Annotated in this window: 17 protein-coding genes; 14 read left to right on the top strand and 3 right to left on the bottom strand. The window is 68.8% G+C overall.

Annotation, left to right across the window (positions count from 1 at the left end):
* The 4 genes from ED208_RS15540 to ED208_RS15525 all read left to right on the top strand — a co-directional run bounded on the left by ED208_RS15540 (position 1) and on the right by ED208_RS15525 (position 3,767).
* A complete protein-coding gene (locus ED208_RS15540) occupies positions 1-480 on the top strand; it encodes a hypothetical protein (protein WP_123212843.1) in 480 nt (159 codons plus the stop codon).
* A gap of 133 nt (positions 481-613) precedes the next feature.
* Positions 614-1,066: a MarR family winged helix-turn-helix transcriptional regulator gene (locus ED208_RS15535; RefSeq protein ID WP_123212842.1), complete on the top strand. Its 453-nt coding sequence runs from the start codon at positions 614-616 to the stop codon at positions 1,064-1,066.
* Positions 1,067-1,069: 3 nt separating this feature from the next.
* Positions 1,070-2,233 carry an HlyD family secretion protein gene (locus ED208_RS15530; RefSeq protein ID WP_123212841.1) on the top strand — a complete coding sequence of 388 codons (1,164 nt, stop codon included), beginning with the start codon at positions 1,070-1,072 and terminating at the stop codon, positions 2,231-2,233.
* Positions 2,234-2,246: 13 nt separating this feature from the next.
* Positions 2,247-3,767, top strand: coding sequence for a DHA2 family efflux MFS transporter permease subunit (locus ED208_RS15525; protein ID WP_123212840.1), 1,521 nt, complete (start codon positions 2,247-2,249; stop codon positions 3,765-3,767).
* 12 nt (positions 3,768-3,779) lie between these two features.
* Here ED208_RS15525 and pip read toward each other — a convergent pair whose 3' ends face one another.
* Together pip and ED208_RS15515 are read right to left on the bottom strand one after the other, a co-directional pair.
* Positions 3,780-4,730 carry a prolyl aminopeptidase gene (gene pip, locus ED208_RS15520; protein ID WP_123212839.1) on the bottom strand — a complete coding sequence of 317 codons (951 nt, stop codon included), beginning with the start codon at positions 4,728-4,730 and terminating at the stop codon, positions 3,780-3,782.
* A gap of 57 nt (positions 4,731-4,787) precedes the next feature.
* On the bottom strand, positions 4,788-5,228 hold the full coding sequence (locus ED208_RS15515) for a hypothetical protein (RefSeq protein ID WP_123212838.1): 441 nt from the start codon (positions 5,226-5,228) through the stop codon (positions 4,788-4,790).
* A gap of 158 nt (positions 5,229-5,386) precedes the next feature.
* Here ED208_RS15515 and ED208_RS15510 point away from each other — a divergent pair, with 158 nt between their 5' ends.
* Positions 5,387-7,150 carry a lytic transglycosylase domain-containing protein gene (locus ED208_RS15510; RefSeq protein WP_123212837.1) on the top strand — a complete coding sequence of 588 codons (1,764 nt, stop codon included), beginning with the start codon at positions 5,387-5,389 and terminating at the stop codon, positions 7,148-7,150.
* A gap of 22 nt (positions 7,151-7,172) precedes the next feature.
* Here ED208_RS15510 and ED208_RS15505 read toward each other — a convergent pair whose 3' ends face one another.
* On the bottom strand, positions 7,173-8,153 hold the full coding sequence (locus ED208_RS15505) for an alpha/beta hydrolase (protein ID WP_123212836.1): 981 nt from the start codon (positions 8,151-8,153) through the stop codon (positions 7,173-7,175).
* Positions 8,154-8,303: 150 nt separating this feature from the next.
* Between ED208_RS15505 and glpK the strand changes: the two genes are divergently transcribed.
* The 9 genes from glpK (at position 8,304) to ED208_RS15460 (ending at position 19,350) form a co-directional block, all read left to right on the top strand.
* Entirely contained in the window at positions 8,304-9,797 is a 1,494-nt protein-coding gene (glpK, locus tag ED208_RS15500) for a glycerol kinase GlpK (RefSeq protein WP_123212835.1), read from the top strand.
* Between the two features lie 31 nt (positions 9,798-9,828).
* Entirely contained in the window at positions 9,829-10,608 is a 780-nt protein-coding gene (gene ubiE / locus ED208_RS15495; RefSeq protein ID WP_123212834.1) for a bifunctional demethylmenaquinone methyltransferase/2-methoxy-6-polyprenyl-1,4-benzoquinol methylase UbiE, read from the top strand.
* 5 nt (positions 10,609-10,613) lie between these two features.
* Positions 10,614-11,240, top strand: coding sequence for a ubiquinone biosynthesis accessory factor UbiJ (locus ED208_RS15490; protein WP_158608588.1), 627 nt, complete (start codon positions 10,614-10,616; stop codon positions 11,238-11,240).
* The gene (ubiB, locus tag ED208_RS15485) at positions 11,237-12,832 is read left to right on the top strand and encodes a ubiquinone biosynthesis regulatory protein kinase UbiB (protein WP_123212833.1); all 1,596 of its coding nucleotides are present in this window, start codon (positions 11,237-11,239) and stop codon (positions 12,830-12,832) included. Before ED208_RS15490 ends, ubiB begins: the two co-directional genes overlap by 4 nt.
* Positions 12,833-12,841: 9 nt before the next feature.
* Positions 12,842-13,612 (top strand): YdcF family protein, encoded by a 771-nt coding sequence (locus ED208_RS15480; RefSeq protein ID WP_123212832.1) that lies wholly within the window; start codon positions 12,842-12,844, stop codon positions 13,610-13,612.
* A gap of 109 nt (positions 13,613-13,721) precedes the next feature.
* Complete coding sequence (locus ED208_RS15475) at positions 13,722-15,056, top strand: sensor histidine kinase (RefSeq protein ID WP_123212831.1); 1,335 nt, start codon at positions 13,722-13,724, stop codon at positions 15,054-15,056.
* The gene (locus ED208_RS15470; protein WP_123212830.1) at positions 15,053-16,081 is read left to right on the top strand and encodes a response regulator; all 1,029 of its coding nucleotides are present in this window, start codon (positions 15,053-15,055) and stop codon (positions 16,079-16,081) included. Before ED208_RS15475 ends, ED208_RS15470 begins: the two co-directional genes overlap by 4 nt.
* A gap of 173 nt (positions 16,082-16,254) precedes the next feature.
* Positions 16,255-18,558: a TonB-dependent receptor gene (locus ED208_RS15465; RefSeq protein WP_123212829.1), complete on the top strand. Its 2,304-nt coding sequence runs from the start codon at positions 16,255-16,257 to the stop codon at positions 18,556-18,558.
* Positions 18,559-18,585: 27 nt separating this feature from the next.
* Entirely contained in the window at positions 18,586-19,350 is a 765-nt protein-coding gene (locus ED208_RS15460) for an SDR family NAD(P)-dependent oxidoreductase (protein ID WP_123212828.1), read from the top strand.
* Positions 19,351-19,368: the final 18 nt, after the last annotated feature.

Raw genomic sequence — 19,368 nt, 5'->3', positions numbered from 1 at the left:
ATGAATCTCTGCCCCGCCACGCGTCGCCTGCTGCTGCTGAGCCTGCTGGCCGGCATCACCGCCTGCTCCGGCCCGCAGTTCCGGCCCGGGGACGAGTCGCTGCGCAGCGATCGCGCGGTGGTGCGCCTGCTGGCGCTGGTCGAAGCCAGCCGCGAGCAGCAGGACCAGGTGCTGGCCGCCTATGACATCGACGCCGTCCGCCGCCGCGAGATCGAGCGCGAGTTGCAGACGCTCAATCGCGAGCGCGCCCGGCTCGACCCCCACCAGCCCGACTTTCTCGCCGCCAACCAGGCCTGGGTGCAGCGCTGGACCGCGCTGATGGCCGAGCGCTACGGCATCCAGGCCCGCTTCGATGTCGCCGTGGCCGGCGTGCTCAAGAGCAGCCAGTGGGAAGACTGGGTCAACTACACCAGCGCCTCGCCGTCCGGATACGGCGGCTATGGCGAGGGCGGCACCGGCCGCCGGCCCGGCGGGCCTTAAGCACGCGGCGGCCTGCGGCGCCTCTGCATCCATCCTCAACCGACACCCGGCGCTGCCGCCGCCGGGCCGGACGGTCGCGCCGCGCCGAACAGCGGTAATTGATTAGTTGGCAAATGGTTAGTAAGCTAACCATATGTCCAAGACCCCTGCGCCACCGCCCGTCACCGTCACCTCCCTGCTGATGGAAGTGAGCCGCCTGCTGCGCGCACGCTTCCGCGAACAGGCGCAGGACTGGGAGCTGACCCAGCCGCAGTGGCTGGCCCTGGCCCACCTCAACAAGACGCCCGGCCTGACCCAGTCGGAACTGGCCGAGCGTCTCGAAGTGAGCAAGGTCACCGTCACCCAGCTCGTGGACCGGCTGGAGAAGTCCGGCTGGCTGCGCCGCGAGGCGCACGAGTCCGACCGTCGCGCCACCCGCCTGCAACTCACCGACAAGGCCGCGCCGGTCACCGCCGAGCTGTGGCGGGTCGGTGCGGTGGTGCGCGGCCAGGCCCTGGCCGGCCTCAGCGCCGGTGAGCGCGAACAGCTGGAAAGCCTGCTGCAGCGGGTGAAAACCAACCTCAGCGGCGCCGCCGCCAAGGAGTAAGTCATGAACGAATCCGAAACCCCCACCCCGACCAACGCGCCCGCCGCCAACGACGCCGCTGCGACCAAGCCGGTACCGCCTGTCAAGCCCAGCGGCGCCATCCCCGAGCGCCGCCGCCTGCGCCGCGCGCTGTTCATTGCCGGCCCGGCGCTGGCGCTGCTGGCCGGCGCTTCGCTCTGGCTGCTGGGTGGCCGCTACGTCGATACCGACGACGCCTACGTGAAGGCCAACAAGGTCAACGTCAGCGCCGAGGTCACCGGCCTGGTCGCCGAAGTGCTGGTGAAGGAGAACCAGCCGGTGCGGCGCGGCGAGCCGCTGCTGCAACTGGAGCGCGCGCCGTTCCAGGTGGCGGTGCAGCAGGCCGAGGCCAACCTCGCCCAGACCCGTTTGCAGATCCAGTCGCTGCGCGCCAGCTATGGCCAGAAGCTCTCGGCCCTGGCCTCGGCGCAGTCCGACCTCGCCTACCAGCAGACCCATGCCCGCCGCATCCGCGAGCTGCGCGGCAGCGGCGCGGTCTCGCAGTCGGAAGTGGACGACGCCAGCCACACCCTGGATGTCGCCGGCAACCGCGTGCAGGAGTTGCAGCACGATCTCAACGAGGCCCTGGCGCAGCTCAACGGCGATCTCAAGGCCCCGGTGGAAACCCATCCCACTTATCTCGCCGCCGCCGCCGCCCTGGAAAAAGCCCGCCTGGACTTGCAGCGCAGCACCCTCAAGGCCCCCATCGACGGCATCGCCAGCAAGGTGCCGGACCCCGGCACCTACGCCATGCCCGGCCTGCCGGTGATGAGCGTGGTCGCCGAGGAGGAGTCCTGGGTGGAAGCCAACTTCAAGGAGTCGGAGCTGGAGCACCTGCGCGTCGGCGCGCCGGTGGCGGTGGCCATCGACGCCTATCCGAACACGCAATGGCAGGGTCGGCTGGAAAGCATCGGCCAGGCCACCGGCTCGGAGTTCTCGGTGCTGCCGGCGCAGAACGCCAGCGGCAACTGGGTGAAGGTGGTGCAGCGCATCCCGGTGCGGGTGCGCCTGGAGCACCGTGCCGACGAGCCGCCGCTGCGCGCCGGCATGAGCGCCGAGATTCGCGTCGATACCGGCGCCCGCAAGCACTCCGGCATCGCCCGCCTGATGTCGGCCTTCGGCCTCGGCAGCGCCGAGGCGGCGCAGTAGGCCGCTACCGGCCATGAGCCGCACGCCCGCCGCCCAGCGCGGCCTGGTCGCCGCCTCGGTGATGGCGGCGACCCTGATGCAGACGCTGGACTCGACCATCGCCAACGTCGCTCTGCCGCATATGCAGGGCGGCCTTGGAGCCTCGCAGGAGCAGATCTCCTGGGTGCTGACCAGCTACATCGTCGCCGCCGCCATCGCCACCGCGCCCACCGGCTTCCTGGCCCAGCGCTTTGGCCGCAAGCGGCTGTTCCTCACCGCCGTGGTCGGCTTCACCCTGGCCTCGATGCTGTGCGGACTCGCCACCTCGCTGCCACAGATCGTCGCCTTCCGCCTGTTGCAGGGCCTGTGCGGCGCCTCGCTGGTGCCGCTCTCGCAGCTGGTGCTGCTCGACACCTATCCCAAGGAGCAGCACGGCGCGGCGATGTCGCTCTGGGGCATGGGCGTGATGGTCGGCCCGATCATCGGCCCGACGCTCGGCGGCTGGCTCACCGAGACCTATAGCTGGCGCTGGGTGTTCTACATCAACCTGCCGGTCGGCATCCTCGCCTTCATGGGCCTGTCGGCGGCGCTGCCGGCCGATGCGCCCAAGCGCGGCCTGCGCCTGGACGGCCTCGGCTTCGCGCTGCTGAGCCTGGCCATCGCCTCGCTGCAATTGATGCTCGACCGTGGCGAGACCAAGGACTGGTTCGGTTCCCCCGAGATCGTGCTGGAAGCGGCGGTGGCGGCGCTGGCCTTCTACCTCTTCGTGGTGCACACGCTCACCGCCCGCGCACCGTTCCTGTCGCCGCGCCTGTTCGCCGACCGCAACTTCGTCACCGGTCTGGTGATGATCGGCATGGTCGGCGTGGTGCTGTTCGCCACCGCCGCGCTGCTGCCGCCGTTCCTGCAGAACCTGCGCGGCTTTCCGGTGATCCTCACCGGCCTGGTGATCGCGCCGCGCGGCATCGGCACCATGGTGGCGATGAAGCTGGTGCCGAAAGTGATCGACCGCTGGGGCGCCCGGCTGCCGATCGCCGCCGGCCTGATCGCCACCGCCGCCTCGCTGCACTGGATGACCCAGTTCAATCTCGATGTGCCGATCTGGGAGCTGGTGGTCTCGGGCGTGATCCAGGGCGCCGGCCTGGGCCTGGTGTTCGTGCCGCTGAGCACGCTCACCTTCGCCACCCTGGCGCCGGAGCATCGCGGCGATGCCACCGCCCTGTTCAGCCTGGTGCGCAACATCGGCAGCAGCATCGGCATCGCCATGACCTTCGCCTTCCTCAGCCAGAACAGCCAGGCGGCGCATGCGCGGCTGGTGGAACACATCAACCCGTTCAATCCGGCGCTGGCCGAGTACGCCAATGCCGCCGGCGGCCTGGGCTCCACCGCCGGGCTGCTGACCCTGGAACAGGAAGTACAGCGCCAGGCCAGCCTGCTGGCGACCCTGACCGACTTCCAGTGGATGATGTTCGGCGTGCTGCTGGTGCTGCCGCTGGTGTTGCTGTTCCGCAGCCCGCCCCGGGTGGTGGCGCCGGTCGAAGCCCTGATCGACTGAGGCCGGATCGCCTCAGTCGGCGTAGCGGTCCGCCGCCTCGATCAGCGCGGACAGGATGCCCTTCTCGCTGGCGGCATGGCCGGCGTCGCCGACGATCTTCAGCTCGGCTTCCGGCCAGGCGCGGTGCAGGTCCCAGGCGCTCTTGGCCGGGCAGACCACGTCGTAGCGGCCCTGCACGATCACGCCGGGAATGTGGCGGATGCGGTCGATGTTCGCCAGCAGCTGGTCGTCGCGCTCGAAGAAGCCCTTGTTGATGAAGTAGTGGCACTCGATGCGGGCGAAGGCGTCGGCGAACTTGTCGTCGCCGTAACGGGCGATCATCTCCGGGCTCTGCAACAGCTTGCTGGTGGCGCCCTCCCAGGTGCTCCAGGCCTTGGCGGCGGCGCTACGCACGGCGGCGTCCGGGCTGGTGAGGCGACGGTAATAGGCCGACACGAAATCGCCGCGTTCGGCTTCGGGGATGGCATCGCGGTAGGCCTCCCACATGTCCGGATAGATCCAGTTGCAGCCCTCCTGGTAGAACCAGTCGAGTTCGGCTTTGCGCAGCAGGAAGATGCCGCGCAGGATCAGCGCCAGTGTCCGCTCGGGATGGGTCTCGGCATAGGCCAGCGCCAGCGTCGAGCCCCAGCTGCCGCCGAACACCACCCAGCGGTCGATGCCGAGCAGCACCCGGATGCGCTCCATGTCGGCGACCAGATCCCAGGTGGTGTTCTCGCGCAGTTCCGCGAACGGCGTGCTCTTGCCGCAGCCGCGCTGGTCGAACAGCACGATGCGGTACTTCTGCGGATCAAAGAACTGCCGCTGCCAGCCCTCGGTGCCGCCGCCCGGCCCGCCGTGCACGAAGACGATGGGCTTGCCGTGCGGGTTGCCGCTTTCCTCGACGTAGAGCTCGTGCAGCTCCGAGACCTTCAGTCGTTGGGTGCGGTAGGGCGCGATGGCGGGGTAGGGCGTGCGCAGGCTCATGGCGGCGGTCGGAGTCAGTGAGGTGCCGAGCTTACCGGAAGCCCACGGCGTTCTGGTTCAGCCCAGGCTGCGCAGGAAGCCCCAGAACAGCAGCGCGAAACCGCCGATCTCGGCCACCACCAGCAGCCACATGAAGCCGTGGATGGCGAGCGCGGGCAGGGTGGCCTGGCCCAGGCGGTGCGGCGCGCGCAACTGGTTGTCGGTATCGCGCAGCAGGCCGTGCAGCACATAGGTCGAGATCGCCAGCGCGAAGAACAGCAGCGGCGCCGCCACCGCCCACAGGGTGCCGGTGGCCGACAGCGGCGAGTAGGGCAGGAACTCGCGCAGCAGGATCGCCGAGAAGGCGTACATCAGGCTGCTGCGATGGGCGATGTCGACGTACACCGGTGCCTGCGACTCCGGCGAGCGGACGATGCACAGGTATTTCCAAACCCCGGTGAGCAGGCCGGTGAGGAAGAACAGGCCGGCGGCGAGCAGGCAGAGTTGGTCGGCGGTCATGGCGTCTTGGGTGCGAGGGCTGCGGGCGGGAGCTTAACGGCAGTGCCGGTCGCCGTGGCCGCACGGCATGGATTTTGACTGTCTTGAAGTGACAGGCCCTGGCCTTGGGGCTAGCATCCACGGTGATTTAGCTTCTCCACGCAGGAATGCCTCATCCGATGCCGCTGAACCGCAAGCTGACTCTCGCCTTCCTGGTCGTCGGCAGCTCCGCCGCCCTCGCGCAGGTGACGGCCCCGGCCGCGCCGGTGATCTACGAGGCCCCGACGCCGACCGCCGTGCCGGCGACGGCACCGACGCCAGCGCCAGCATCGGTCGAGTCCGCCGCCGCCGCGCCCGCCGCCACGGCGGTGGCGATCAAGCCCAAGGCCGAGCCGGTCGATCCCCTGGCGCACGAGCGTGAGCTGTTCCCGCGCCCGGCGGCGCTCAAGGGCAACATCGCCTTCTGGCGCAAGGTGTTCTCGGAATATTCCGAGAACCAGAGCGTGATCCACGATCTGCGTAAGCCCGAGCGGGTCTACGCGGTGCTGGATTTCCGCGACGAGGCGAAGACGCTCGGCCGCGTGCAGCTTGCCAATCTGAAGTCGGCCGAGGAAGTGCGCGCCAAGAAGCGCATCGAGGCGGCGTTGCGCCGCGCCGCGACCCAGCGCGACACGCCGGAAGTGCTGGACGACGAGGCGCGCAAGCTGGCCGCGCTGTTCGCCGGTGACCGCAGTGCCCTGCGCGAGGCGGCCGACAACATCCGCAGCCAGCGCGGCCTGCGCGAGCGCACCGGTGAGGCGATGGCGATTTCCGGCCAGTACCTGCCGGAGATGGAACGTACCTTCGCCAACGAAGGCCTGCCACGGATGCTGACCCGGCTGCCGTTCGTCGAGTCGAGCTTCAACGTCGAGGCCTATTCCAAGGTCGCGGCGGCCGGCCTCTGGCAGTTCATGCCCGATTCGGCGCGCATGTACATGCGCTTCAACCATGTTTCCGACGACCGCCGCGATCCCTGGACTTCCACCCAGGCCGCCGCCGAGCATCTGCGCGACGACTACCGCGTGCTGCAGGACTGGCCGCTGGCGGTCACCGCCTACAACTACGGTCGCGGTGGTCTGGCGCGGGCGCTGAAGGAAACCGGCGGCAGCTCGCTGGACGACCTGCTCGCCAACTACAGCAACAAGCGCTTCGGCTTTGCCTCGCGCAACTTCTATTCGGAGTTCCTGGCCGCCGCCGATGTCGAGCGCGACTGGCGCGAGCACTTCGGCGACGTGCAGCGGCGGGTGCCGCTGAGCTTCGAGACGGTCACCGTCGAGCGCTACACGCCCTACCGCACCCTGGTGCGCCTCGCCGGTGGCGACGATGCCACCTTCGCGCGACTCAACCCTGGCTATCGCGCCGAGGTGGTCAACGGCAAGCTCTACGTCCCGGCGGGAGACCGCATCCGCGTGCCGGTCGGCCGCGCCGTCGCCTTCCGCAGCGGCTACCAGCAGCTGGCCAGCAACGAGACCTACGGCCAGCAGCGCGAGATCTATCTGGCGCACAAGGTTGGCAAGGGCGACACGCTCGGCGGCATCGCCAAACGCTATGGGGTTTCGCAGCAGACCCTGGTCGCGGTCAACGGCCTGAAGAAGGGCCGCATCCGCGCCGGCCAGACCCTCAAGGTGCCCAACGACCGCGACTTCGCGACCTCCACCCTGGTCGCCAAGGCGGAGCCGGAGTCCAGGCCGGCGGTGGTCAAGCGCCATGAAATCGCCATGGGCTCCACCGGCAGCAAGAAGGCCAAGCCGACGACCCGTCTGCACAAGGTGAAGAGCGGCCAGAGCCTGTCGGTGATCGCCCAGCGCTACAACACCACCGTGCGCCACCTGCTGGAACTCAACGACCTCAAGGATGCCAGCCGCATCCGCGCCGGCATGCAGCTGAAGGTGCCGGTCGCCTGAGCGGCCGCGCCGGCGCAGGCCCTCAGGCTTCGACGCTGGGCAGCCTCGGCGCCTCGTCGTCGATACCGACCACCTTCAGGGCAATCCGGCTCAGCAGCCATTCGAGCAGATCCTGACTGACCTCGTCGCGGCAGGTCTCGTTGAGCAGCTCGTGGCGCGCGCCCGGATAGACCTTGATCTCGATGAACTCCAGGCCGGCCATGCGGTAGGCGCTGGCGAGCTGGTGACTGCCCAGGCCGTTCTGGCACACCGGGTCCTCGCTGCCGGCCAGCAGCAGCACCGGCAGGGCATTGGGCACCCGCACCAGCCGCTCGGGCGCGGTCAGCAGCTTGCCGGCGTGCAGCAGCTCGGCCCACAGCGAGGCGCTGCAACGGAAACCGCAATAAGGGTCGGCGACATAGGCATCGACCTCGGCGGGATCGCGCGACAGCCAGTCGGAGCCGGTGCGGGTGGGCCGGAACTTGCGGTTGAAATCCTTGAAGGTCATCAGCTCCGCGAGCGCACTGCGGTGGTCGGCGCCGAGCAGCTTGGCCTCGGCGCGCATCAGCCGTTCGCCCAGTGCGCGCAGCGGACCCATGCTGGCGCTGGTCGCCGAGAGGATGGCGCCGGCCAGGCCCTCGCCGTGCTCCACCAGATAGTGCTGGGTCAGGAAGCTGCCCATGCTGTGGCCGAGCAGGAACAGCGGTACGCCCGGCTGCTCGCGCTCGATCAGCGCGCGCACGCCATTGATTGCCGCCAGCGCCGTGCCCCACTCCGAGCCGGCCCCGAAGTGGCCCAGCGAGGCAGTGTCGGGCGCGGTCTGGCCGTGGCCGGGCAGGTCCTGGGCGTAGACCGCGAAGCCCTTGGCATTGAGCAGGGCCGCCAGTCGCGCGTAGCGGCCGCCGTGCTCGGCCATGCCATGGACGATCTGCACCACGCCCTTGGGCCGGTGCGCGCACTCCCAGGCGTACACCCAGGCGCGCTGGCCGTCAGGCAGGAGGTGGTGCTGGGCACTGGTGGGCATGAGCGAGCCTGAGAAGCCTTGTTATGGGATGCTGAACTGCGGCAATGCGGAATCTTCGCCGGAATCTGCCGACAAGTCTGCAAAAATCCTGCCCAAAGGCCGGCCTGGCCGGACCGGGCACGGCGATATCACCATCTGCGAGGAGTACCGATGAGCTTTCTGCTCGCCATCGACCAGGGCACCACCTCGACGCGCGCCATCGTCTTCGACCGCGCCGGCCGCAATCGCGGCAGCGCGCAGCAGGAGCTGCCGCAGTCCTACCCGGCCAGCGGCTGGGTCGAGCACGATGCCCTGCGCATCTGGCAGGACAGCCTGGCCTGCGCGCGCGGTGCACTGCGGGCGGCGGGCATCGAGGCCAGCCAGGTGGCGGCGCTGGGCATCACCAACCAGCGCGAGACCACGGTGATCTGGGACCGCGCCAGCGGTTTGCCGATCGCGCCCGCCATCGTCTGGCAGGACCGCCGCACCGCCGAGTTCTGCGCCGCCCATGCCGGCCGCAGCGACTGGCTGGCTGACAAGACCGGCCTCCTGCTCGACCCCTACTTCTCCGCCACCAAGATCGCCTGGCTGCTCGACCAGGTGCCCGGCGCGCGGCCGCGCGCGGAGGCCGGCGAGCTGGCCTTCGGCACCGTCGACAGCTGGCTGCTGTGGAATCTCACCGGCGGCCGCGTGCACGCCACCGACGCCAGCAACGCCAGCCGCACCGCTCTGTTCAACATCCACAGCCAGCAGTGGGACGAAGAGCTGCTGGCTTTCTTCCGGGTGCCGCGCGCCTTGCTTCCCGAGGTACGCGACAGCGCCGGCGATTTCGGTGTCACCGATGCCGACCTGCTCGGCGCGCCAGTGCCGGTGCGTGGCATCGCCGGCGATCAGCAGGCGGCCACCGTCGGCCAGGCCTGCTTCGCGCCGGGCATGACCAAGTCCACCTATGGCACCGGCTGCTTCCTGGTGCTCAACACCGGCAGCCAGTGCCTGCGCTCGCGGCACCGGCTGCTGTCCACCGTCGCCTACCGGCTCAACGGCCGGCCGACCTATGCCCTGGAGGGCAGCATCTTCGTCGCCGGCGCCGCCGTGCAGTGGCTGCGCGACGCCGTGCACCTGATCCAGTCGGCCGGCGAGACCGAGGCGCTGGCGCGCTCGCTGCCCGATGCCCAGGGCGTCTACCTGGTGCCGGCCTTCACCGGCCTGGGTGCGCCCTGGTGGGATCCGCAGGCGCGCGGCGCGATCTTTGGCCTGACCCGCGACACCGGCCTCGCCCACATCGTCCGCGCCGCGCTGGAGTCGGTGGCCTACCAGACCCGCGACCTGCTCGACGCCATGGCCGCCGACGGCGTGCGCCCCAACGAGCTGCGCGTCGACGGCGGCATGGTGGTCAACGACTGGCTGACCCAGTTCCTCGCCGATGCCCTGCAGGTTCCGGTGCTGCGGCCACGGGTGACCGAGACCACCGCGCTGGGCGCGGCCTTCCTGGCCGGGCTGGGTGCCGGCGTCTATGGCTCGCTGGAGGAGATCGCCGCGCTCTGGGAGCAGGAGCGCCGCTTCGAGCCGGCCCTGCCCGGCGAGCAGGCCGATCGGTTGATGGCCGGCTGGCATGCCGCCATCGCCCGCGTGCGCAGCGGCACGCCGCCACCGCCCGTAGAATAGAAGCGCCCCCTACGCCCGATTCCCAGCCGCCGTGAGCCGTCCCGAAGACCCCAAGACCGAGCCCCAGAGCGGGGCGACCACGCACTTCGGGTTCTCCCAGGTGCCGGTGCAGGAAAAGCAGCGGCGCGTCGCCAGCGTGTTCAGCTCGGTGGCCAGCAAGTACGACCTGATGAACGACCTGATGTCGTTCGGCGTGCACCGGCTGTGGAAGCGCTTCGTCATCGACCTCGCCGGCGTGCGCGCCGGCGAGAAGGTGCTCGATGTCGCCGGCGGCACTGGCGATCTCACCCGCGAGTTCGCCAAGGCGGTCGGCCCCAAGGGCCTGTCCATCCTCTCCGACATCAATGCCGCCATGTTGGGCGAGGGCCGCAACCGGCTCGCCGACGCCGGCCTGGTGACGGTGCCGGCGGTGCAGGCCAATGCCGAGAAGCTGCCCTTCGCCGACGACACCTTCGACCTCATCACCATTGGTTTTGGCCTGCGCAACGTCACCGACAAGGACGCCGCGCTACGCTCCATGACCCGCTGCCTGAAGCCGGGCGGGCGACTGATGGTGCTGGAGTTCTCCAAGCCCGTGCTGGAGCCGCTGGCCAAGGTCTACGACCAGTATTCCTTCAAGCTGCTGCCCTTGATGGGCAAGCTGGTCGCCAACGACGCCGACAGCTACCGCTACCTCGCCGAGTCGATCCGCATGCACCCGGACCAGGCAACGCTCAAGGGCATGATGGAGAACGCCGGCCTGTCGCGGGTGCAGGTCTACAACCTCACGGGCGGCATCGTCGCGGTGCATCGCGGCTTCAAGCTGGACTGAGCTTCGTGGCTACTCCCGCCCTGGTCTGCGCGACCGTCGAGGTCGCGCTCAATCGCACGCTCCGGCTGGAGCCGGAAGTGCTCGCCGATTTCGCCCGCCTGGATCGCCGTGTGCTGGCGCTCACCGTCGAGGGTCTGGACTGGACCCTGTACCTGGAATGCAGCCCCGAAGGCGTGCGGGTGAGCCCGGAGTCTCCGCGCACCGCCGACGTGCATCTGAAAGGCGGCGCGATCAGCCTCGGCCGGCTGGCGGCGCAGGCCGCGCGTGGCGAAACCACGCTGCCGGCCGGCGTGGTGGTGGACGGCGACGCCGAGCTGCTGCACCGCTTCAACCGTCTGCTGGCGCGGGTCGGCTTCGACCCCGCCGAAGTGGTCGCCCGCTATGTCGGCGACGGCGCCGCGCAGCGTCTGGTCGGCGGCTTCAAGGAATTGTTCGGCTGGGGCCGGCGCAGCGCCGCTACCTTGAGCCTGGACACCGCCGAATACCTGCGCGAGGAAACCCGCGACCTCGCGCGCAAGATTGATGTCGAGGAATGGATGGAAGCGGTCGATACCCTGCGTGACGATGTCGAGCGCCTGGAGGCGCGCCTGCGCCGGCTGGAAGCCCCGGCAGCACCGGAGCAGAGGGCATGATCGTCGCCAGCGCCCGCCTCTGGCGCATCCACGCAGTGATCCGCCGCTACCGGCTGCAGGAGTTCTGGACCGGCAAGCCCGCCAAGGACCCGCGTCCGCGCGGCGAGCGCCTGCGCCTGGCCTTGCAGGAACTGGGCACGGTGTTCATCAAGTTCGGCCAGGCGCTCTCGACCCGGCCCGATGTGCTGCCGCCCGACGTGGCGATGGAACTCGCCAAGCTGCAGGACCGGGTGCCGCCGTTCTCCAGCGCCGAGGCGCGCCGCTTGATTGAAGCGGAACTCGGCAAGCCGATCAGCGAACTGTACGAGCGCTTCGACGACGAGCCGCTGGCCTCCGCCTCGGTGGCGCAGGTGCACACCGCCAAGCTGCATGGCGAGGGCGGCATCGAGGTGTGCGTGAAGGTGATCCGCCCCGGCATCGAAACCACCATCGCCAAGGACATGGCGCTGCTGCGTGCTCTGGCCGGGCTGGTCGAGCGCTTGCACCCGGAAGGCCATCGGCTCTGCCCGGTGGCCATCGTCGGCGAGTACGAGAAGACCGTCTACGACGAGCTGGACCTGATGCGCGAGGGCGCCAACGCCGCGCAGCTGCGCCGCAACTGGCTGGGCTCGGAGCTGATCTACCACCCGCTGGTGTTCTGGGACCACACCCGCACCCGGGTGCTGACCATGGAACGCCTCTACGGCCATTCGGTGCGCGAGCTGGAGCATTTCCGTAGCCAGGGCGTGGACTTCTCGGTGCTCGCCGAGCGTGGCGTGGAGATCTTCTTCAAGCAGGTGTTCCGCGACAATTTCTTTCACGCCGACATGCACCCCGGCAACATCTTCGTGGACATCAGCAACCCGCGTCGGCCGAGCTATCTGGCGCTGGACTTCGGCATCGTCGGCCAGCTCACCGGCCAGGATCAGCGCTACCTCGCCGAGAACTTCCTCGCCTTCTTCAACCGCGACTACAAGCGCATCGCCGAGCTGCATGTCGAGAGCGGCTGGATCCCCGAAGGCACCCGCGTCGAGGACTTCGAGTCGGCGATCCGCACGGTCTGCGAGCCGATCTTCGGCAAGCCCATCAAGGACATTTCCTTCGGCTACTTCCTGCTGCGGCTGTTCCAGATCGCGCGCCGCTTCAAGTACCAGGTGCAGCCGCAGTTGGTGTTGCTACAGAAGACGCTGTTGCAGGTCGAGGGCCTGGGACGCCAGCTCTATCCCGACCTCGATCTCTGGAAGACCGCCAAGCCGATCATGGAGGACTGGATGCGTAAGCGCCTGGCGCCCTCCACCGCCTTCAACCGCCTGAAGAACCAGGCGCCGGCCCTGGCCGAGACCCTGCCGCTGCTGGCGGAAAACGCGCTCAAGCGGCTGGAGAAGGGCGAGTCGCTGGGCGGCGGCGTGTCCAACCGCGAGTTCGCCGCGCTGCGCCGCGAGCTGCTCGCCAGCCAGCGCCAGACCCGCGCCCTCTTGTGGGCGGTGGGCGCGCTGATCGCGGCGGTGCTGCTCTACGGCGCCACGCCCTCCTCGCAGCACGTCTGGGGCTTGCCCTGGGCGAGCTGGCTCTTGGGCGGCTGCGCCCTGCTGGGTCTCTGGCGCGCGCGCTGAAGCCCTGCGATGGACTTCGCCCTGTTTCTGAAGTGGTGTACGGCGCTGGCGACTCCGCTGGGCAGCGCCTGCCTGCTGATCGCGCTCGGCCTGCTGCTGGCGCGGCGCTGGCTGGTGCTGCTGGCGCTGCTCTGGCTATGGCTGTGGAGCACGCCCTGGGCGGCGTCGCAGCTGGCGGCGAGCCTGGAGCGCCAGCAGCCGCTGCTGACCGCCGAGCAGACCGCGCAGGCCGACGTGATCCTGCTGCTCGGCGGCGCCCTGGGGCCGGCCATCCCTGGCTGGCGCGCACAGACCAATCTGACCGCCGCCGGCGACCGGCTGGTGTTCGCGCGCGATCTTTACGCCGCCGGCAAGGCGCCGCGCATCCTGTACTCCGGCGGCTCGTTCTCCGGCCAGCGCCCGGTGGAGGCCGAAGACGGCGCGCTGCTGCTGCAACGCTGGGGCGTGCCGGCGCCCGCCCTGGTCGTGGAGCCGCGCAGCCGCACCACTCGCGAGAACGCGCTGTACAGCCTGCCGCTGTTGCGTGAACTGGGCGCGCGGCGGGTGCTGCTGCTCAGCTCCGGCTGGCATCTGCCGAGAGCGCTGGTGAACTTCCGCGCCGCCGCGCAGCGCGAGGGCCTGGACATCGAGTTCATCCCCGCCGCCTGCGATCCGGTGGAAATCTCCGAAGGCCATTTTCCGGGCATGGCCTGGCTGCCCAACACCGAGGCGCTCAACGTCAGCCGCACGCTGTTCAAGGAGTATCTGGGCCTGCTGCACGCCCGCCTGTTCGGCGGTTAGCCCGGTAACGGCGCCGGAACGCCCGGCGTGAGCGGCGCGTCATCAATCGGAAACTGCCCTGTCACGTTCGGCGCCTAGGCTCAGGCGCTGAAAAATCCGGGGACTTTCCATGGACGCCACGTCCACCACGTCGGCGCAGATACTGAGTCTGCGCCGCACGGTCGAACCGATCAGTTCCAGCACCACCGTCAGCGACGCCGCCGACCGCATTCTCGAAGCCGGCTACGCGCAGTTGCTGTGCCTGCCGGTGGTGGATGAAGGGCGGCCGGTGGGCACCATCAGCCGGCATCGCTTCAACGAAATCTTCCTCACCCGCTTCGGCCGCGAGATCCACGGCCGCAAGCCGGTGGCGCGGTTCATGAACGCCGAGCCGCTGGTGGTGGAATACGACACCGGCCTCGACGAGGCGGCGCAGGCGGTGTCGGCGCAGCTCTCGGCGCCGATCACCGAGGATTTCCTCATCACCCATGAAGGCCGCTACATCGGCATGGGCGTGGTCATGGATCTGCTCTCGGCCATGCAGTTGCGGCTGGCGCAGGAAGCCGCCGCCACCGCCGAGGCCTACCGCCGCCTGCAATCCTCGCAGGCGGCGCTGGTGCAGAGCGAGAAGATGGCCTCGCTGGGCCAGATGGTCGCGGGCGTCGCGCACGAGATCAACACGCCGCTGGGCTATGTGCGCAACAACGTCGAGATGCTCCAGGGCGTGTTCCTGCAACTCAACGAGGCGCTGGCCGAGCACGAGGCACTGAGCCAACTGCTCGCCGACCCGGCGGTGGAAGAAAGCGCGCTGGCCGCCAAGCTCGAACAGGTCGGCCTGCTCGACCAGCAGTTGCGTGGCAGTGGCCTCCTGGCCGATGCCGAGGCCTTGTTCGGCGACACCCTGTTCGGCGTCGATCAGATCCGCGATCTGGTCATCAACCTGCGCAACTTCTCGCGCCTGGATTCCGCGCACAGCGCCGATGTCGCGCTCAACGACTGCGTCGAGCAGACCCTGGTGATTGCCAACAGCGTGCTCAAGGGCCGCGTGCAGGTGGTCAAGCAACTGGCGCCGGGCCTGCCGCTGCTGCGCGGCGCCGCCTCGCAGATCAATCAGGTGCTGCTCAACCTCGTCACCAATGCCGCGCAGGCGATTCCGCACGAGCAGGGCCGCATTGTCATCACCAGTTGGAGCGAGGGCGGGCAGCTCTACCTGAGCGTCGCCGACAACGGCAAGGGCATCGCGCCGGAACACCTTCAGCGGGTGTTCGATCCCTTCTTCACCACCAAGCCGGTGGGCGAGGGCACCGGTCTGGGCCTGTCGATCAGCTTCCAGATCGCCCAGGCGCACGGCGGCAGCCTGAGCGTGCGCTCCGAAGTGGGTCACGGCAGCTGCTTCACCCTGGCGCTTCCGGCCAAGGTCTCGGTCCGTGGCGGCACCACCCGTGTGGTCGAGGAGGCGGCATGAACGACGCGGAATCCCCCGGGACCGGCGCCGGCCGCGCGGTGATCGGCCTGCCGCACTTCCGCCCCACCGTGCTGCTGGTCGACGACGAGGAACGCATCCTGCGTTCGCTGGCGATGCTGTTCCGCCTGCAATACGAGGTGCGCGTCACCACCGACGCCCACGAGGCGCTGCGCATTGTCGAGAACGAGCGCGTGCATGTGATCGTTTCCGACCAGAAGATGCCGATCATGCGCGGTGCCGATCTGCTGCGGCAGGTCAAGGAGAAAAGCCCGCACACCATGCGCCTGCTGCTCACCGGCTATTCCGAGCTGGACGCGGTGGTGGACTCGGTGAACGAGGGCGAGATCTTCCGCTTTCTCAACAAGCCCTGGGACGCCAACGAGATCCGCTCGACCGTCGCCCAGGCGGCGCAGATCGCCCGCGCCTCCTTCGACGCGCCGCCGGCGCCGCTGCTGGAAGCGCCGCCGCTATCCGCGCCCAGCAGCCAGCAGTTGTTCACCGGCACCGGCAGCTTCGTCGCACCCATGGCCAGTGAACGCATCCTGGTGCTCGATGACGACGCCGAGGTGCCGCGCGTGGTGCAGGAGCTGGTCGGCCCCAGCCAGCCGGTGCTCTGGGCGCGCAGCCTGGACGAGGCCTTCGCCCTGCTGGAGCGCGAGCCGGTGGGCGTGGTGGTGTCGGAGCTGGAAGTTGGCGGCGAACGACTCACCGGCGTGCTCAAGGCGCTCAAGGCCCAGCACCCGGAGGTGGTGAGCATGGTGCTGACGCCGTTCCAGGACATCGGCACCCTGGTGGGCCTCATCAACGAGGGCCAGGTGTTCCGTCTGCTGCCCAAACCGATCCGCAAGGGCCCGCTGGCGATGAACCTGGCTTCGGCGCTCAAGCATCACCGGGCGCTGAAAGCCGCGCCCAAGCTAGCGCAGCGGCATGTGGTGCAGCCGGTGAAAGCCCCGGAAGAGGCGAGCGTCGCCGGACGGCTGATGGGTTTCCTGGCGCGGCTGCGGAGCCGGACCCCGGCCACCTGATTCGCCACGCCGCCGCGCCAGAGCCTGCGCCGCCGCCGGCACAGGGGGCGCGAAGCCGGCCCTAATCCATGCGGACGACGAAGCGCCGCAGACCCCTGCCTATCGTGGGTTTGGAGCCATTCGCAAGCAATGGCCAAAAAAAACAGCGGTACCACGTGCAGAGGAGAAGAAGCATGCGTCGCAAGCCCCGTCTTGTGTGGCTGTCCTTGAGCGCCGTCTCGGCCCTGTGTGGCCCCGCCCAGGCCCAGGCGCCAAACCAATCCGCGCCGGAATCCGGCTCCACGGTGCTGGAAACGGTCACCGTTACCGCCCAGAAGCGCGAGGAAAAATTGCAGGAGGTGCCGATTGCCATCACCGCGATGAACAAGGCGCAGTTGCAGGCACGCGGCATCGACAACGTCGCCGACCTCAGCGCGCTGGCGCCGGGTCTGCAAGTGAGCCGCTCGCCCTCCAACGACAGCATTTCGCAGATCGCCATCCGTGGTAACTCCGAGATCAATCCGGCGATCTACTGGGATCCGGCGGTGGGCATCTACATCGACGGCGTCTACCTCGGCAAATCGCAGGGCACGGTGTTCGATGTCGTCGATCTGCAAAGAGTGGAAGTGCTGCGTGGCCCGCAGGGCACGCTCTACGGCCGCAACACCATCGGCGGCGCCATCAATCTGGTGACCCGTCCGCCCACCGGCGAATGGGGGGGCGAAGTCAGCACCGATGTCGGCAACTACGGCGCCTGGGTGCGCAAGGCCTCGGTGGATCTGCCGGCCTTCGGCATCGCCAAGCTGTCCTTCGCGGCGCGCTCGGAGCAGCGCGACGGCTGGGTCGAGACCCAGGCGGGCAGCTCGGTGTCGGAAATGAACGACCGCCACAGCAACGGCTTCCGCTTCGCCGCCGACATCGACTTCAGCAAGGACTTCCAGGCCGCGCTGCGCTACGACCGCTCGGCGATCAATCAGAACGGCACTTTCAGTCAGCTCTATCGGCTGCGGCCGACTGGCGCCTTCAGCCCGCTGGCTCCTGGGGGGAGCCTCTTGTTCGGTTTGCTCTCTCCGTTTGCCTCGACGGAACGGCAGGAAACCGCAGCAGTTAACGGCCCGCAGTACCAGAAGGTGATCGTCAAGGGCGGCTCCGCGACTCTCAGCTACAAGTTGGGTACCAACGACACGCTGAAGTCGATCAGCGCCTACCGGCAATTGGTCAATAACGACGGCGGTGACTACGACGGTTCGCCCTTGGCCATCGCGCAGACCGAGCGCCTGACCAACTTCGACCAAGCCTCCCAGGAACTGCAGTGGGTGGGCCGCCGTGGTGCGCTCAACTACGTCGGCGGCCTGTACTACTACCGCGACGACGGCGATACCAACAACCCGCAGTCCTATTTCTCTGGCAACGCCAACTACGACTCCCGCTACGGCACCCGCACCAATGCCCGCGCGGTCTACGGCCAGTTGGACTACCAGGTTCTGGACCCGCTGAGCCTGAGCGCCGGCCTGCGCTACACCTCGGAAAAGAAGGGCCTGACCCGCACCTTCGGTGTTGCCGGCGCCGCGCCAGCGCCGTTCTTCTACTTCATTCCGGAAGGCACGGCCGCCGAAAAGACCTTCGATGCCTTTACGCCGACGGTCAGCGCCAGTTGGAAGTTCAACGAGCAGCTCAGCACCTACATCCGCTATGCCGAGGGCTTCAAGAGCGGCGGCTTCAACGGTGAGTTCAGCGACACCACGCTGTCGCCGGCGCAGAACGTGGCCGAGACCCAGACGCCGTTCAAGCCGGAAAAGCTCAAATCCTTGGAGCTGGGCGCCAAGAGCAGTTTCGCCGGTGGCCGGGCGCAACTGAATGGCGCGATCTTCCACAACAAGCTCGACGATTATCAGGTGTCGGTGTTCACCGCCTCGGGCGCGGCGGCCTCGGTGATCCGCAACGCCGGCAAGGCGACCATCGAGGGCTTGGAGCTGGAGGCGGTGGTGCAGCCAATCAAGGCGCTGCGCCTGCAGGCCAACTACGCCTGGCTGCACGGCAAGTACGATGAGTTCATCGACCTCGATCCCAACCTCGGCGTCGAGACCAACCAGGCCGACAATCGCGCGCTCGTCCATGCGCCGCAGAGCACCTTCAACCTGGTGGCCGACGCGCAGTTGGCGCGGTTGTCCTTCGGTGAACTGCGCGCCCTGGTCGATTACGCCTACACCAGTGCCTACTACACCTATCCCTACCAGATTGCCGCCACCAACACGGCGGCGCCAGTGGCCGGCGACACCAAGGTCAGCGCCCACGGCCTGCTCAACGCGCGGCTGGCGCTGGGCAAGCTGAAGCTGGGCAAGACCGCCAGCGGCGAGCTGGCGCTGTGGGTGCGCAATGCCCTGGACGAGGACGAGCCGGTGAACTTCATCGACTTCGGCCCCGGTTTCGGCAGTCTCACGCCCTCCTACTTTCTCGACCCGCGCACCTTCGGTGCGACCGCCACGCTGCGCTGGTAATCACTCAACACCCAAGGACATGCAGACATGACACAGAGGCTCAAGGGCAAGATCGCACTGGTCACCGGCGGCGGACAGGGCGTGGGGCAGGGCATCGCCTACGCGCTGGCGGCCGAAGGCGCTGCGGTGGCGGTGACCGGACGCACGCTCGCCAAGCTCGAAGGCACTGTTGCCGAGATCGGACGCCGTGGCAGCCGGGGTCTGGCGCTGGCTTGCGACGTGAAGGATGCCGGCTCGCTGGAGCAGGTGGTCGCAGAGACCGTGGCGCAGCTCGGTGGCCTCGACATCCTGGTCAACTGCGCGCAGGAGGTGCCGCTGGGCACGCTCAATGGCCTCAGCGAGGCGGCGTTCGCGGCGGGTTGGGAGTCCGGCCCGCTGGCGACCTTCCGGCTCATGCGCCTCGCCTATCCGCATCTGAAGAAGAGCGGCGACGGCAACATCATCAACCTCGCCTCCTCGGCCGCCTACCGCTGGGACGCCGCCGGCTACGGCGCCTACTCGGCGGTGAAGGAGGCGATCCGCCAGCTCACCCGCGCCGCCGCCTGCGAGTGGGCCAAGGAAGGCATCCGTACCAACTGCATCCTGCCCCTGGCGGACTCGCCGGCCATGGCCGGCTGGAGCGCGGCGCGGCCGGAAGAGGCTGCCGCCTTCGTCGCCACTGTGCCGCAGCAGCGCGTCGGCGCCTGCGAGGCCGATATTGGCCGCTTCGTCGCCAACCTCTGCACCGCCGACTGCCGCTACATCAACGGCCAGAGCATCGCCGTCGACGGCGGCCAGGCCTATCTTGGGTGAGGCACCGCGGCTTGCGAG

It is taken from the genome of Stagnimonas aquatica (assembly GCF_003730135.1).
Taxonomy (GTDB): Bacteria; Pseudomonadota; Gammaproteobacteria; order Nevskiales; family Nevskiaceae; genus Stagnimonas; species Stagnimonas aquatica.
This window is presented reverse-complemented; position numbering and strand designations above follow the sequence as displayed.

Bases quoted from the DNA above. Each gene is read 5' to 3' on its own strand.
- ED208_RS15515 (WP_123212838.1), bottom strand. From the start codon at position 5,228: ATGACCGCCGACCAACTCTGCCTGCTCGCCGCCGGCCTGTTCTTCCTC.
- ED208_RS15530 (WP_123212841.1), top strand. From the start codon at position 1,070: ATGAACGAATCCGAAACCCCCACCCCGACCAACGCGCCCGCCGCCAAC.
- ED208_RS15535 (WP_123212842.1), top strand. From the start codon at position 614: ATGTCCAAGACCCCTGCGCCACCGCCCGTCACCGTCACCTCCCTGCTG.
- ED208_RS15540 (WP_123212843.1), top strand. From the start codon at position 1: ATGAATCTCTGCCCCGCCACGCGTCGCCTGCTGCTGCTGAGCCTGCTG.
- ED208_RS15480 (WP_123212832.1), top strand. From the start codon at position 12,842: ATGGACTTCGCCCTGTTTCTGAAGTGGTGTACGGCGCTGGCGACTCCG.
- ED208_RS15470 (WP_123212830.1), top strand. From the start codon at position 15,053: ATGAACGACGCGGAATCCCCCGGGACCGGCGCCGGCCGCGCGGTGATC.
- glpK (WP_123212835.1), top strand. From the start codon at position 8,304: ATGAGCTTTCTGCTCGCCATCGACCAGGGCACCACCTCGACGCGCGCC.
- ED208_RS15525 (WP_123212840.1), top strand. From the start codon at position 2,247: ATGAGCCGCACGCCCGCCGCCCAGCGCGGCCTGGTCGCCGCCTCGGTG.
- ED208_RS15505 (WP_123212836.1), bottom strand. From the start codon at position 8,153: ATGCCCACCAGTGCCCAGCACCACCTCCTGCCTGACGGCCAGCGCGCC.
- ED208_RS15475 (WP_123212831.1), top strand. From the start codon at position 13,722: ATGGACGCCACGTCCACCACGTCGGCGCAGATACTGAGTCTGCGCCGC.
- ED208_RS15460 (WP_123212828.1), top strand. From the start codon at position 18,586: ATGACACAGAGGCTCAAGGGCAAGATCGCACTGGTCACCGGCGGCGGA.
- pip (WP_123212839.1), bottom strand. From the start codon at position 4,730: ATGAGCCTGCGCACGCCCTACCCCGCCATCGCGCCCTACCGCACCCAA.
- ED208_RS15465 (WP_123212829.1), top strand. From the start codon at position 16,255: ATGCGTCGCAAGCCCCGTCTTGTGTGGCTGTCCTTGAGCGCCGTCTCG.
- ubiB (WP_123212833.1), top strand. From the start codon at position 11,237: ATGATCGTCGCCAGCGCCCGCCTCTGGCGCATCCACGCAGTGATCCGC.
- ED208_RS15510 (WP_123212837.1), top strand. From the start codon at position 5,387: ATGCCGCTGAACCGCAAGCTGACTCTCGCCTTCCTGGTCGTCGGCAGC.